At 69.0% G+C, this 13405-nt stretch carries 13 protein-coding genes and 1 pseudogene; 9 read left to right on the top strand and 5 right to left on the bottom strand.

Annotation, left to right across the window (positions count from 1 at the left end; translation table 11 throughout):
• The 4 genes from nuoL (at position 1) to J2X34_RS19010 (ending at position 6927) form a co-directional block, all read left to right on the top strand.
• Entirely contained in the window at positions 1-1917 is a 1917-nt protein-coding gene (gene nuoL, locus J2X34_RS19025) for an NADH-quinone oxidoreductase subunit L (RefSeq protein ID WP_429519144.1), read from the top strand.
• Positions 1914-3494, top strand: a complete 1581-nt coding sequence (locus J2X34_RS19020; protein WP_429519142.1) for an NADH-quinone oxidoreductase subunit M — start codon at positions 1914-1916, stop codon at positions 3492-3494. The genes nuoL and J2X34_RS19020 overlap by 4 nt, the downstream gene beginning before the upstream one ends.
• The gene (gene nuoN / locus J2X34_RS19015) at positions 3491-5077 is read left to right on the top strand and encodes an NADH-quinone oxidoreductase subunit NuoN (RefSeq protein ID WP_258557710.1); all 1587 of its coding nucleotides are present in this window, start codon (positions 3491-3493) and stop codon (positions 5075-5077) included. The genes J2X34_RS19020 and nuoN overlap by 4 nt, the downstream gene beginning before the upstream one ends.
• Before the next feature lie 137 nt (positions 5078-5214).
• The gene (locus J2X34_RS19010) at positions 5215-6927 is read left to right on the top strand and encodes an alkaline phosphatase D family protein (protein ID WP_429519139.1); all 1713 of its coding nucleotides are present in this window, start codon (positions 5215-5217) and stop codon (positions 6925-6927) included.
• Between the two features lie 77 nt (positions 6928-7004).
• On the opposite strand, the gene J2X34_RS19005 is transcribed toward J2X34_RS19010, so the two are convergent.
• Positions 7005-7157 carry a hypothetical protein gene (locus J2X34_RS19005; protein ID WP_174909684.1) on the bottom strand — a complete coding sequence of 51 codons (153 nt, stop codon included), beginning with the start codon at positions 7155-7157 and terminating at the stop codon, positions 7005-7007.
• Positions 7158-7442: 285 nt separating this feature from the next.
• Here J2X34_RS19005 and J2X34_RS19000 point away from each other — a divergent pair, with 285 nt between their 5' ends.
• The 4 genes and pseudogenes from J2X34_RS19000 to J2X34_RS18985 all read left to right on the top strand — a co-directional run.
• Positions 7443-7568 carry a hypothetical protein gene (locus J2X34_RS19000; protein WP_258557711.1) on the top strand — a complete coding sequence of 42 codons (126 nt, stop codon included), beginning with the start codon at positions 7443-7445 and terminating at the stop codon, positions 7566-7568.
• Between the two features lie 80 nt (positions 7569-7648).
• Positions 7649-8245: a TetR family transcriptional regulator gene (locus tag J2X34_RS18995; protein ID WP_114720024.1), complete on the top strand. Its 597-nt coding sequence runs from the start codon at positions 7649-7651 to the stop codon at positions 8243-8245.
• A 128-nt stretch (positions 8246-8373) separates the two neighbouring features.
• Positions 8374-8781: a YciI family protein gene (locus J2X34_RS18990; protein ID WP_114719718.1), complete on the top strand. Its 408-nt coding sequence runs from the start codon at positions 8374-8376 to the stop codon at positions 8779-8781.
• 8 nt (positions 8782-8789) lie between these two features.
• Positions 8790-9495 (top strand): annotated as a pseudogene (locus J2X34_RS18985) (sigma factor); the annotation flags it as partial.
• Positions 9496-9504: 9 nt separating this feature from the next.
• Here the strand turns inward: J2X34_RS18985 and J2X34_RS18980 are convergent.
• Complete coding sequence (locus J2X34_RS18980) at positions 9505-10116, bottom strand: TetR/AcrR family transcriptional regulator (protein ID WP_114719720.1); 612 nt, start codon at positions 10114-10116, stop codon at positions 9505-9507.
• Between the two features lie 99 nt (positions 10117-10215).
• Between J2X34_RS18980 and J2X34_RS18975 the strand changes: the two genes are divergently transcribed.
• On the top strand, positions 10216-11730 hold the full coding sequence (locus tag J2X34_RS18975) for an MFS transporter (RefSeq protein WP_174909686.1): 1515 nt from the start codon (positions 10216-10218) through the stop codon (positions 11728-11730).
• On the opposite strand, the gene J2X34_RS18970 is transcribed toward J2X34_RS18975, so the two are convergent.
• The 3 genes from J2X34_RS18970 to J2X34_RS18960 form a co-directional block, all read right to left on the bottom strand.
• On the bottom strand, positions 11664-12152 hold the full coding sequence (locus J2X34_RS18970) for a nuclear transport factor 2 family protein (protein WP_114719724.1): 489 nt from the start codon (positions 12150-12152) through the stop codon (positions 11664-11666). The genes J2X34_RS18975 and J2X34_RS18970 overlap by 67 nt on opposite strands.
• Positions 12153-12259: 107 nt before the next feature.
• Positions 12260-12706, bottom strand: coding sequence for a ferritin-like domain-containing protein (locus J2X34_RS18965; RefSeq protein ID WP_174909687.1), 447 nt, complete (start codon positions 12704-12706; stop codon positions 12260-12262).
• The gene (locus tag J2X34_RS18960) at positions 12703-13200 is read right to left on the bottom strand and encodes a hypothetical protein (protein ID WP_114719728.1); all 498 of its coding nucleotides are present in this window, start codon (positions 13198-13200) and stop codon (positions 12703-12705) included. The genes J2X34_RS18965 and J2X34_RS18960 overlap by 4 nt, the downstream gene beginning before the upstream one ends.
• Positions 13201-13405 lie beyond the last annotated feature (205 nt).

Here is a 13405-nt window from a genome sequence, read left to right as displayed (position 1 = left end):
GTGAACGGGGGGACGGGAATTCAGTCACTCATCTGGCTCCTGCCGGCACTGCCGCTGGTCGGCGCCGCGGTCCTACTGCTCGCCGGTCGGCGCAGCGACCGCTGGGGCCACCTCCTCGGGTGCACCGCGGCGCTCGCATCCTTCGTGGTCGCGGTGGCACTGTTCGTCGACCTGATCGGCCGGGACGCGTCGGACCGTGTCGCGCAGCAGGATCTGTTCACGTGGCTTCCGGTGGCCGAGCTGCAGGTGGACTTCGGCCTCCGGCTCGACCAGTTGTCGATGTGCTTCGTGCTGCTGATCACCGGTGTCGGATCGCTCATCCACATCTACTCGGTCGGCTACATGAAGACAGATCCCGATCGCAGGCGGTTCTTCGCGTACCTCAATCTGTTCCTCGCCGCGATGCTGCTGCTGGTCCTCGCCGACAACTACCTCGGCCTCTACGTCGGCTGGGAGGGTGTGGGTCTCGCGTCGTACCTGCTCATCGGGTTCTGGCAGTTCAAGCCGACCGCCGCGACCGCGGCGAAGAAGGCGTTCGTGGTCAACCGCGTCGGCGACATGGGTCTGATCGTCGCGCTGATGATCATGTTCGCGACGTTCGGCTCGGTGTCGTTCACCGACGTCCTCGGCGGTGTGGGCGACGCGAGCGGCGGAGTGACCACCGCGCTCGGCCTGACCTTGCTGCTCGCGGCGTGCGGCAAGTCGGCGCAGGTTCCGCTGCAGTCGTGGCTGGGCGACGCGATGGAGGGCCCCACACCGGTGTCGGCGCTCATCCACGCGGCGACGATGGTCACCGCGGGTGTCTACCTGATCGTCCGATCCGGCCCGATCTTCGAGGCGTCGCCCGGCGCACAGGTCGCGGTCGTGCTCGTCGGAGCGGTCACCCTGCTGTTCGGCGCGATCATCGGCTGCGCCAAGGACGACATCAAGAAGGCGCTCGCGGCGTCGACGATGAGCCAGATCGGCTACATGGTAATGGCTGCCGGACTCGGTCCGGCGGGTTACGCGTTCGCGATCATGCTGCTGCTCGCCCACGGGTTCTTCAAGGCCGGACTGTTCCTCGGCGCCGGATCGGTGATGCACGGGATGAACGACGAGACCGACATGCGCCGTTACGGCGGACTGCGGACACTGATGCCGATCACGTTCGCCACCTTCGGTTTCGGCTACCTCGCAATCATCGGGATACCGCCGTTCTCCGGCTTCTTCTCCAAGGACAAGATCATCGAGGCCGCGTTCGGGTCGGGCGGTGTCGGTGGCGCCGCCCTCGGCACCGTCGCGCTGCTCGGTGCCGGTCTGACGGCGTTCTACATGACGCGCGTGATGCTGATGACGTTCTTCGGCGAACGGCGCTGGGAAGCGGGCACCCATCCGCACGAGTCGCCCGGTGTGATGACGGTGCCGATGGTGGTGATCGCGGTCGGCTCGGTCGCGGCCGGTGGGTTGCTCGCGATCGGCGGCACGCTCGAGCACTGGCTCGACCCGGTCTGGACCGAGTTCGGCGCGGCCGCGGAGCATGCGGAACTCGCCGTCCCGGTGTGGGCGATCACCGTCGTCACGCTGGCGGTGGTCCTGGTCGGTGTCGGCATCGCGTGGCGGCAGTACGCGACACGCCCGGTCCCCACCTCGGCGCCGGAGGAGGTGTCGGTCCTGACCGTCGCCGCGCGCAGCGACCTCTACGGCGATGCCGTCGACGAGGCCGTGTTCATGCGCCCCGGACAGCAGTTGGTGCGGGCGTTGACGACGGTCGAGGACAAGGGCATCGACGGAGTGGTCGGCGGTGTCGCCGGCCTGCTCGGTGTCGCGTCGGTGGCGCTGCGGCGGTTGCAGACCGGCTTCGTCCGGTCGTACGCCCTGTACATGTTCGTCGGCGCGGCCGTCGTGGTCGCCGCCGCACTGGTCGGGAGGGCGGGATGAACGACTTTCCCTGGCTGACGGTGCTGTGGGCACTGCCACTGGTGGGTGCGGCCGCGGCACTGGGGACGCCGGCCCGGACGAGGGTCGTCGCGAAGTGGCTGGCGGTGGCGGCGGCACTGCTGACCCTCGTGGTGGCCGTGGTCCTCGCGATCCGCTTCGACCCGGGTGGCGAGCAGTATCAGTTCGTCGAATCGCATTCGTGGATACCGGCCTTCGGGACCCGGTACGAGCTGGGTCTCGACGGCATCGCGTTGGCGCTGGTGCTGCTGACCGCCGTCCTCGTGCCGCTGCTGTTGCTGGCCGGGTGGCGTGATGTGGCCCCGGACGATTCTCGGCCGCGCGCCACGCACATGTACGTCGCGCTGATCCTGATCGTCGAGTCGATGGTGCTGATGTCGTTCCTGTCCCTCGACATCCTGCTGTTCTACGTCTTCTTCGAGGCCATGCTGATCCCGATGTACTTCCTCATCGGTGGGTTCGGGCCGGCCGGCATCGGTCGGTCCCGCGCGGCCGTGAAGTTCCTGCTGTACAACCTGTTCGGCGGCCTGATCATGCTCGCCGCGGTGATCGGTCTGTACGTGGTGACGGCGGGGGCGGACAGCCCGTTCGAGACGGGGACGTTCGACTTCCGGGCCATCGTCGACGCCGTGTCTTCCGGCGCGCTGCCGATCGATGCGCCGGTCGCCAACGCACTGTTCCTCGGGTTCATGTTCGCGTTCGCGGTGAAGGCGCCGCTGTGGCCGCTGCACAGCTGGCTCCCGGACGCCGCGGTCGAGGCCACCCCGGTCAGCGCCGTCCTCATGATGGCCGTGGTCGACAAGGTGGGCACGTTCGCGATGCTGCGCTACTGCCTGCAGCTGTTCCCCGACGCCGCACAGTATTTCGCGCCGCTCGTGGTGACGCTCGCCGTGATCAGCATCGTGTACGGCGCGCTGCTGGCGATCGGTCAGACCGACGTGATGCGCCTGATCGCGTACACCTCGATCTCCCACTTCGGCTTCATCGTGCTGGGCGTGTTCGCGATGACCAGCCAGGGCCAGAGCGGCTCGACCCTCTACATGGTCAATCACGGATTCTCCACCGCCGCACTGATGCTGGTGGCCGGATTCCTGGTCTCGCGCCGCGGCACCCGGGCCATCGCGGACTACGGCGGTGTGCAGAAGGTGGCGCCGCTGATGGCCGGCACGTTCCTGATCGCCGGCCTGGCCACGCTGTCGCTGCCGGGGCTGGCCCCGTTCATCAGCGAGTTCCTCGTGCTGATCGGGACCTACACCCGCTATCCGCTGGCCGCGGTCCTCGCGACGATCGCGCTGGTCCTCGCGGCGCTGTACGTGCTGTGGCTGTACCAGCGGATGATGACCGGCCCGGTCCGGACCGGGAACGAACGCATCCGCGATCTGAGACGTCGTGAGATCGCGGTGGTCGCGCCGCTGATCGCGCTGCTCCTGATCCTCGGGGTCTATCCCAAGCCGATCCTCGACGTCATCACACCCGCGGTCGACAACACGCTGACCACGATCGATCGGCAGGATCCCGGGCCGGTCGTCGCCGAGCAGGACGGAGGTGGCCCCCGGTGACTCTCGCCGACGGAGTTCTGCCCGCCCCCAGCATCGAGTACAGCCTGCTCTCGCCGATGCTGATCGTGTTCGGTGTCGCGGTCGTCGGTGTCCTCGTCGAGGCGTTCGGGCCCCGGCGCATCCGGTACGCGACCCACGTCGTGCTCGCGCTCGGCGGTCTCGCTGCGGCGTTCGTCGCGGTCGTCGCGCTGTCCGGGACACGGGCCGTCGCCGTCTCGGGGTCCGTCGCGATCGACGGTCCGACGCTGTTCCTGCAGGGGACGATCCTGCTGGTGTCGATGCTCGCGATCGCGCTGATAGCCGACCGGGGCACGGACCGGAGCGCCGATCGGGTCGGTGCGGCGGCCGGCGGCGGACCGGTCGACGCGTTCACGCCGCGCGCGTCCGCCGTCCCGGGCAGTGTGGCCGAGAAGGAGGCGACCAGGGCCGGGGTCACACAGACCGAGGTGTTCCCGCTGACGATGTTCGCGGTCGGCGGCATGCTGCTGTTCCCCGCGGCCGACGACCTGCTCACGATGTTCGTCGCGCTCGAGGTCCTGTCCCTGCCGCTGTACCTGCTGTGCGGGTTGGCCCGTCGACGGCGACTGCTCTCCCAGGAGGCCGCCCTCAAGTACTTCCTGCTCGGAGCTTTCTCGTCGGCGTTCTTCCTCTTCGGCGTCGCGCTGCTGTACGGCTATGCCGGCACGGTCGAACTGTCCGGTATCGCCGACGCCATCGCTCCGGGGACCGGCGACGAGGCCCTGGCTCAGATCGGCCTCGGATTGCTCTCGGTGGGCCTGCTCTTCAAAGTCGGTGCGGTGCCGTTCCATTCGTGGATCCCGGACGTGTACCAGGGCGCGCCCACGCCGATCACGGCGTTCATGGCGTCGGCCACCAAGATCGCGGCCTTCGGTGCGGCGCTGCGAGTCTTCTACGTGGCCGTGCCCGGGCTGGACTGGGACTGGCGTCCGCTGCTGTGGGCGGTCGCGATCCTGACGATGGTCGTCGGCGCGGTCCTCGCGGTCACCCAGACCGACGTCAAACGGATGCTGGCGTACTCGTCGGTGGCGCACGCCGGATTCATCCTCACCGGGTTGATCGCCGGCAACGAGGCCGGACTCTCGTCGACGATGTTCTATCTGCTCGCGTACGGCTTCAGCACGCTCGGGGCGTTCGCGGTGGTGAGCCTGGTCCGTGACTCGCGCGGGGCCGAGGTCACCGACCTGGCGCGGTGGGCAGGGCTCGGCCGGACCTCGCCGATGCTGTGCTCGGTCTTCGCGCTGTTCCTGCTCGCCTTCGCGGGCATCCCGCTCACCAGCGGATTCGTCAGCAAGTTCGCGGTGTTCCAGGCCGCGGCGTCGGGCGGTGCCGTGCCACTGGTCATCGTCGGCGTGATCAGCAGCGCGATCGCCGCGTTCTTCTACGTGCGGGTGATCGTGCTGATGTTCTTCTCGGACCCTCCGGCGGGCGCGCCGACCACGGTGGTATCCAGTGGTCCGACCATCGCGGCGATCACCGTGGCGGCGGCGGTGACGGTGATCCTGGGCATCGTGCCGCAACCAGTGCTCGATCTCGCGGAGCGGGCGGCGAGCGCCCTCGTCTGATCGGGCGGTTCTGGCACGCAACCTCGGGCGCGGGGTGCGACACCCGACGTTCACCTGGGTTACGCAAAACCCACACGCAGGGAAACGAGCGACGTTATGGTCAGCGCCATCCTTCCACGCGAACCCCGAGGTGGCCCATGAGCTTTCCGGACCGGAACGTCTCCCGTCGTAGTTTCCTCACGGGGTTGTCGGTGGTCGGCGCCGCGGCGGTGTTCCCCGTCGCCGCACAGGCGACGCCGGTCCTGCGCCAGGCCCCCGACTCGGGGGCCGGATTGATTCGGAATCCGGAGTTCGGGAACGGAATCATGGCCGGTGTGCCGCGCACCGACGGTGCGACGCTGTGGACGCGGATCGGTGCGCCGGGTGGGGGCGGCAGCCTCGGTTCCGCCAGCGCCGGCGGCAGTCTCGGCCCCGGCAGCCTCGGTTCCGGCGCGCTCGGCAGCGCCGGCGCCGCGGGCGGCGAACTGGCGGTGATCGTGTCCACCCGGGAGGACCTGTCCGCGCCGGTCCTGGCCGAGCGGGTCCAGGTGCGCGAGGATGCTGACGGCACAGTGCATTTCGATGCGACCGGGCTCGCCCCCGGCGAGACCTACTACTACCAGTTCCGCGGCGACGGGGGAGAGTCCCCGGTCGGCCGATTCCGGACGTTGCGGCCCGCCGACTCCAACGAACCGGTCCGCATCGGTTGGTTCACCTGCCAGGGATTCGAGGAGGGCTACTACGCGGCCCACCGCCACCTCGCCGAGGAGGACCTGGACTTCGTGGTGTGCCTCGGCGACTACGTTTACGAGTTCACCATGCCCGGGGTCCGTGGGTTCGATCTCAATGCGTTCCCACAGGGGCTCGACAGCATGCGGGACAAGTACCGCAGGTACCGCTCGGACGCCGACCTGCGGCTGATGCACAGCCGGCACGCGTTCCTGCCGATCTGGGACGACCACGAGTTCCGCAACAACTACAGCAAGGACGGGTGGACCTTCCCGGTGATCTCACCGATCGACGGCGCGATCGGGTTCCAGCAGAAGAAGCAGTGGGCGTGGCAGGCGTGGTTCGAGCACATGCCGGTGCCACGGTTCGCGGACGACCCGTTGCGCACCTACCGGTCGCTGCGGGTGGGGCGGACGGTGGAGTTGTTCGCACCGGATACCCGGCAGTACCGAGACCGTCAGGCGTGCGGCGATTCGCTCGATCACATCGTGTGCGCGGACGCCGATGCACCGGGCCGCACGATGCTGGGCGCGCCGCAGAAGCGGTGGCTGCTCGACGGCATGACCGGGTCGGACGCGACCTGGAAGGTGGTCGCGAACGCGAACATGATGATGGGCATGGTGGTGGCGGACAACGGCACCCGGGCCTACATGGACACCTGGGACGGCTACGGCGCCGAGCGGGCCGAGATCCTGTCCACCGCGGCCCAGTCGGTCGAGAACATGGTCCTCGTCACGGGAGACGACCACGACGGGTGGGCGGGGGAGTTGTGGGACACCGGATTCGCCCCGGGCACGTCGAGCGGTGAGCAGGTGAACGCGCCCGGCACTGCGCGGGCGGGCGTCGAGTTCGTGGTCCCGTCCGTCACGTCCACGAACACCGGGGACGGCGGGTACACCGTCGGCGGCAGCAGTGGCGACCCGGTCGGCGCGGCACGGGCCGAGGAGATCAACCGGCGCGACCACAACCCACACATCAAGCACGCCGACATGGTCAGCCACGGCTACGGACTGCTCGACGTCGACGCCGGCGAGGCGCGTTTCAGCTTCCGCACGGTAGACAAGCTGAACCCGAACGCCGATGTGGTGACGTCGAAATCGTTCCGCACCCCCGCCGGGCAGGCGGTGCTCGAGTCGGACTGACGGTCGGCCGGGATCGGGCCGTGACACAACCATCTGGAGGCCCCACCGTGTCGGTGGGGCCTCCAGCGGGTCGTGCGTCAGGAACCGAAGTTGAACCCGCCACCGGCGCCACCGGCGCCGCCACCGGCAGCTCCTGCCTCGGAGCCGGCCGAACCGCCGTCCGAACCGAATCCGATATTGCCTCCGAACATCGCGGACAGCAGGGCCGAGAAGATCGCGGAGATGGACATATTCGCTCCTGTGGGTCACTCGATCCAGGTCGACACCGGTTGGTGTCAGGAGCCAGTGGACCGTGCACGGGGCCGCCGACGTGGGGGATCGGCGGCAGGTTAGGGGGCGATTAGGGGACTGCTAGGGGAATCGTCCTGCCTCCCCGTTCACCTACGGAATCCCCTACTCGGGGCTCCTGATTCGGGCATTCGACCGTCGCACGTGGAGGTGATCTGGTAGCGGTCGCGCGCCGGTCGGTGGGGCGAGCGTCGACGTCGGTCGGTGCCCGTGTCGATCATCCGCACATGGCCGTTCAACTGGGCTGGCAGTGTGGCGGTTGCGTCGTTCCATTCGATCCGGCCGGCGTGCTCCGGATCCAGCTCGACGTCATCGCCGAGCAGACCCTCGGATTGCCGAGGGAGCCGCGGTGACCGGGTTACCGCAACGGAGCAGCCGGCCGGGTGGTGACGGTGACTAGGCTGCACCCGTGAGCGATTCCGTTGCCGTGCCGATGAGCCCCGACGACATGACCGATTCACAGCGCGAGCGTCGGCGGCACCTGCTCGACACCGTGATCGCCATGCTGGCCGAGACGAGCCCGGACAGGATCCAGATGCGAGAGGTCTCCGAACGGTCGGGGGTGGCTCTCGGCACGCTGTACCGGTACTTCCCGGCGAAGCAACACCTGCTCGCGGCCTCGATGGTCGCGTGGAACGACATTCTCGCCGAGCGTCTGGCCGAGGAGAAGGCCTCGGGGAGTCGCAGTCGCGCACAGGGTTCGGTCCTCGACCGGGTGGTCGACCTCTACAGCCGCCAGATGAAGGCGTTCCAGCGCGGACCGAACTTCGCGCGCCTGGAGGTGGAACTGCAGACGTCGGACGACCCGTACGTTCGCGACACGCTCGACGAGCGATCGGCCGTGAACAGAACGGGGCTGTTCGAGTTGATGGACGGCGTTCCCGCCGAACGGGCCCGGCTGGCGTCGCTGTCGATCGGCAGCACGATGCTCAATTCGCTGGTCCTGTGGACCACCGGCCGCATCGGGTTTCCCGAGGCCCTGCGCAACGTCCAGGACGTGAGTCGGCTGGTCCTCGCCGACTATTCCTGAGCGGCGAGCAGCGTCCCGATCCGGTAATCGGTGAAGTGGCGGACGACGATGTCGAGAATCGGTGACTGGCTTCGTCCCAGTAGTGAGTGCGACCAGAATGGATCGCACCGGTACCGAGGAGAAACACGATGGCCAAGTACTTGCTGCTCAAGCACTACCGTGGCGCCCCGGCTGCGGTCAACGACGTGCCCATGGACCAGTGGACGCCCGAGGAGGTCTCGGCCCACATCCAGTTCATGCAGGACTTCGCGGCTCGGATCGAAGGGACCGGTGAGTTCGTCGACGGTCAGGCGCTCGCCCCCGAGGGAATGTGGGTCCGGTACGACGGCGAGGGTCGCCCGCCGGTCACCGACGGTCCGTTCGCCGAGACCAAGGATCTGATTGCCGGCTGGATGGTGATCGACGTCGACAGCCGCGAGCGGGCCCTCGAACTGGCCGGGGAGCTGTCGGCCGCGCCCGGTGCAGGCGGAAAGCCCATCCACGAGTGGCTCGAGGTGCGCCCGTTCCTGACCGAGCCGCCCACCATCACGGAATGACCGCCGAGGTGAACGAGGTCCTGGTCCGGAGCCTCACACCGAGCGTCCTCGCGATCCTCGTCCGCCGCGGAGCCGACTTCGCGGCAGGCGAGGACGCCGTGCAGGACGCGCTGGTCGAGGCCGTTCGCGTCTGGCCGGCCGACCCGCCGCGGGACCCGAAGGGCTGGTTGGTCACCGTGGCCTGGCGCCGGTACCTCGATGCGACCCGGGCGGACGCGGCGCGCCGTCGGCGTGAGGAGTTGTTCGAGGAGGAGCCCGAGCGCGGGCCCGCGCAGGGGTTGGACGACACGCTCCAGTTGTACTTCCTGTGCGCCCACCCGTTGCTGACGCCGTCGTCTGCGGTCGCGCTCACGCTGCGCGCCGTCGGGCATCGAGATCCTGCAGGCGGCGCTGGCCCGCGACCGGCTGGGCGAGTTCCAGGCCCAGGCCGCCATCGCGGCACTCCACGCCGACGCGCCCGCTGCCGAGGAGACCGACTGGGTGCAGATCGTCGAGTGGTACGACGAGCTCGAGCGCCTGACCGGCAGCCCGGTCGTCCGGCTCAACCGCGCGGTGGCCGTGGGCGAGGCCGACGGACCGCGCGCCGGCCTGGCGGCGCTCGCAGCGCTGGACGATTCACTGCCCCGCCACACCGCGGTGGCGGCGTACCTCCACGAACGCGACGGCGACCTGCCGACGGCGGCACGGCTGTACGCCGAGGCGGCGCGGCAGGCACCGCCCCGGTCAGCCCGCGGCCCCGGCGGCGGCGTCGAGGCTGTTCCCGAAGGCGCAGACCGACAGTTCCGCCAGCGCGGGGTCGTTCTCGGCGTGCTGGGGCGCCTCCATCGCGAGCAGCGTGTTGAGCAGCATGCCGTTGGCGATGAAGGTTCGGGCCTGCTCGGGGGTGCACCCGGTGCGGGTACGGATCTGGGTGTAGATCTTCGACATCCAGTCCCGGGCCTGCGCGCCGATCTCCGGTGTCGATCCGGCCGCGAAGCCGTGCATCATCACCAGCAGCAGGTCTCGGTCGGCGAGTAGTTCGGCGTACGCGGCACCCATCTGTGCCCACCGTTCCTCGTCGTCGGGATCCTCGGCGACCTGGTCGAGCGCGGGTTCGAACGCATCCATGATCCGGCCGATCGCGTGGGCGAACACCTCGCGGAAGAGATTCGCCTTGCTGCCGAACATGCGCACCACGTAGGGCTGCGAGACCCCGGCCTCCCGGGCGACGGCGTCGGTGCTGGTTCCGTGGAAGCCGCCACGCGCGAACGCCGTGGTGGCCGCTGCGAGGACGAGTTCGCGGCGGGCCTCGGCGCTCATCCGCGTCTGTTTTCCCGACTTCTCTGCCGTCGACATACTTGACAGGTTATCACTCGATTACTAACGTCGGGCGGCGTAAGTAATCATCTGATGCTTACAACAAGAGTTTCCGTCCTCCAGGCCTCAGGAGCCGACATGACGACCATCTCCGATCAACTCGATCCGCACTTTGCCGACGCGTCCACCGGATCACCTCCCGGTCGCGCCGTGCCCGTCTGGCTGGCGATCGTCGCGGCGTCGATCCCGATGTTCATGGCCACGCTCGACAACCTCGTGATGACCAGTGCGCTGCCCGTCATCCGCGACGATCTCGATGCCTCGGTGGGGCAGTTGCAGTGGTTCATGAACGCCTACACGCTCGCGTTCGCGACGCTGATGCTGCCGCTCTCGACACTCGGTGACCGGCTCGGGCGCAGGCGCGTGTTCCTCTGGGGCATAGCACTTTTCGCCGTAGCCTCGATCGCGTCCGCGCTGTCGACCACGCCCGGGATGCTGATCGCGGCCCGCGCGTTCCAGGGTGTCGGCGCCGCGGCCATCATGCCGCTGTCGCTCACCCTGCTCGCGGGGGCGGTCCCGCTCGCGAAGCGGGCGCTCGCGATCGGCGTCTGGGGTGGGGTGTCCGGACTCGGAGTCGCGCTCGGTCCGGTCGTCGGCGGAGCCGTCGTCGAGGGGGTGTCGTGGCAGGCGGTGTTCTGGATCAACGTTCCGGTCGCGCTGGTCGCGGTGCCGCTCGCGCTGTACGCGCTCGCCGAATCGCACGGACACCGGCAGCCGCTGGACCCGCTCGGCGTGGTCTTCGCAGGTGGTGCCGTGTTCCTCGCGGTGTGGGGAATCGTGCACGGCAACGACGACGGCTGGACCAGCGCCTCGGTCCTCGGCGCACTGATCGCGGCCGCGGTCCTGCTGGTGCTGTTCCTGATCCGGGAATCGCGTACCGAGTTCCCGGTGATGCCGCTGCGACTGTTCCGGTCGCGCCAGTTCTCGATCGCGAACGTCATCGCGTTGACGTTCACGCTGGGAATGATGGGCGCGGTGTTCCTGCTGTCGCAGTACCTGCAGATCGTCGCCGGATACAGCCCGTTCGCGGCGGGCCTGCGGACGCTGCCCTGGACGGCGGCGCCGATGATCGTCGCACCCATCGCCGGCCTGCTGGCGCCCCGCCTCGGACTGCGGGCGCTGCTCGTGACCGGACTGGTGCTGCAGGGGCTGTCGCTGGTGTGGATGGCGCAACTCATCGAACCCGGTGTGGCCTACTCGAGCCTGGTTCCGGCCTTCGTGATGGCCGGTGTCGGTATGGGACTGACGTTCGCGCCGAACGCGACCGCGGTCCTCGCCGACATGAAGGAGTCCGACCAGGGCGCGGCGAGTTCGATCAACGCCACGCTGCGCGAGATCGGCGTCGCGCTCGGTATCGCGCTCCTCACGGCCGTCTTCCTCGGCGCGGGCGGCAGCCTCACGCCGACCGGATACACCGACGCGCTCGCCCCCGCACTGTACGTCGGGGCGGGGTTCGTGGTGATCGCGGTGATCGCGGCGGCGTTGATGCCCGGAGGCACCCCCGCCGCCGGCGACACCGAAGGCGATCAGCCCGCGGTGACGACCGCGCCCTCACCGAGCGGACGCGTCATCGACCACAGCGTGATCGACTGACACTTCGACATCTTCCACTCACCGTTCTCGATCACATACTCGTCGACGTACTCGATGGAGCGAACGGTCTCGGTGTTGTCGATGAGATTGACCTGGCGGAAGGCGAGCGTCCACTTGCCCGACGCCAGGTCTTCGCCGTGCAGCGTGATGTCCGGATGGAACGCGTGGTGCATGTCGAGGATGACGTTCTTGCCGTCCACCTTCTGCAGTGCGATGGTGCGGAACACTTCGGCGATCGGGTCGGCGTCGTCGAACTTGCCGAGCGGTCCGTAGTCGATCACGGCACCGCGATCGATGAAGCACGCGCGGAAGGTGTCGGCGTCCTTCGCGTCGCACGCCCGGAGGTACCGGTGCTTGAGCGCCTTGATCGCCTCGATCCGCTCCAGGTCGTCGAGGCGTTGTTCGATGGTGCGTTCCGTCACGGGGGTTCCTCTCGATCGCGAACTGATGTCGAAGAACCTAGGTCCTGCAACGCGATTCGCGGACGACTTTCCCGCTCAGTGGGTGAGTGGGCGCTGCCTCGGCAGGGTCAGGGCTGTCCCGGGAAGGCGGTGGTGGGGGGAACGACCCCGAGGATCGCGCGCCAGTTCGCTGCTCGCACAGCGGCTTCGGTGAGGGCGGTGACGCCCACCTCGCGGGTGTGCTCGGACTGGCTGCGTTCGATCACCGACCGCCATGCCACCGCGGTATCGGCTTCGACCTGCGCGGCCAGCTGGGCGGCGGAGGTCGGATCGCTCACCGGGAACGGCACGGAGTACGCGGGCTGCGGTTGGGGGGCCTCGACGTCGGCTGCCGTCAGCGCGTCGATCGTCGCGTCGCGGCGCGCCCGGTGCGCCGCGGTGTTCGCCGAGACCAGGTCGGAGCGGGTGGGATTGGAGAAGGCCGCGACCAGCCCGTAGGCGAAGACGGCGGCGTACTCGGCCTGCAGCGCATCGATGAGCGCCTGCTGTTCGGGTCCGGGGCTCTGCTTGCTCACGGCAGCAACACCGCCTGCTGCGCGGCGCAGGCCGCGCTGATCGAACCCAGTAGCCCGGCGCGGTAGCCGGACTGGGTGCGTGCCAGCCGGGCAGCCTCGCGTTGCGCGTCCGCGATTTCGGCGCGCAGCTGCTCGAGTGTCGGTGGTGCCGGCACCTGCGGGGAGGGTGTCGTCGTGTCGGACGACGCGGAACCGGCGGCGCGTGCGATCTCCGCGTCCAGCGCGTCGGCATGCGCGGTCCGCTCGGCAGCCACCACGCCGAGCGCCCCGGCCCGATCGGGGTACGTCGCAATCGCCGTCGTCGCGTTCGCGGCATCCCGGCGCGCGAGTTCGGCCTGGGCGGTGAGGGCATCGATTTCGGCCGGGGTGTCGGCCTGCCCCGAATCCGAGCAACCCGTCGTCAACGTGAGCGCTGTCGTCCCGAGCGCGGCGCTGCCCACGACGCGCAGCGCGGCGCGTCGGGAGAGCGGGTGAGTGAGAAAGGGCGTTCGCACTCGATCATGGTGCCAGGAATCGGTCGGATAGTCGGCACCGCGCAGGTCGCGGCGAAGTGCGGGGCCGTCACATCGGACCGGATGGTCGGCCGGTCGCGTCGGACCGCATGGTCACGAACGCCCCGGAAGCGCGATACCCTGAATGCTCCACAGTCCACCTCGTGGTGCGTACCGTCCTGCGACGACGAAGTCGATCGGCGCAGGG

Origin of the sequence: Rhodococcus sp. BE178 (assembly GCF_050433545.1) — a bacterium.
In the GTDB taxonomy this organism is placed as follows: Bacteria; Actinomycetota; Actinomycetes; order Mycobacteriales; family Mycobacteriaceae; genus Prescottella.
Note: the sequence above shows the minus strand (reverse complement) of the source record. Positions and strands in the feature narration are given on the sequence as shown.

What these genes read in the sequence shown, in the direction of transcription:
- J2X34_RS19020 (WP_429519142.1), top strand. Translation starts at nt 1,914, where the DNA reads ATGAACGACTTTCCCTGGCTGACGGTGCTGTGGGCACTGCCACTGGTG.
- J2X34_RS19010 (WP_429519139.1), top strand. Translation starts at nt 5,215, where the DNA reads ATGAGCTTTCCGGACCGGAACGTCTCCCGTCGTAGTTTCCTCACGGGG.
- J2X34_RS19005 (WP_174909684.1), bottom strand. Translation starts at nt 7,157, where the DNA reads ATGTCCATCTCCGCGATCTTCTCGGCCCTGCTGTCCGCGATGTTCGGA.
- J2X34_RS19000 (WP_258557711.1), top strand. Translation starts at nt 7,443, where the DNA reads ATGGCCGTTCAACTGGGCTGGCAGTGTGGCGGTTGCGTCGTTCCATTC.
- J2X34_RS18995 (WP_114720024.1), top strand. Translation starts at nt 7,649, where the DNA reads ATGAGCCCCGACGACATGACCGATTCACAGCGCGAGCGTCGGCGGCAC.
- J2X34_RS18990 (WP_114719718.1), top strand. Translation starts at nt 8,374, where the DNA reads ATGGCCAAGTACTTGCTGCTCAAGCACTACCGTGGCGCCCCGGCTGCG.
- J2X34_RS18980 (WP_114719720.1), bottom strand. Translation starts at nt 10,116, where the DNA reads ATGTCGACGGCAGAGAAGTCGGGAAAACAGACGCGGATGAGCGCCGAG.
- J2X34_RS18975 (WP_174909686.1), top strand. Translation starts at nt 10,216, where the DNA reads ATGACGACCATCTCCGATCAACTCGATCCGCACTTTGCCGACGCGTCC.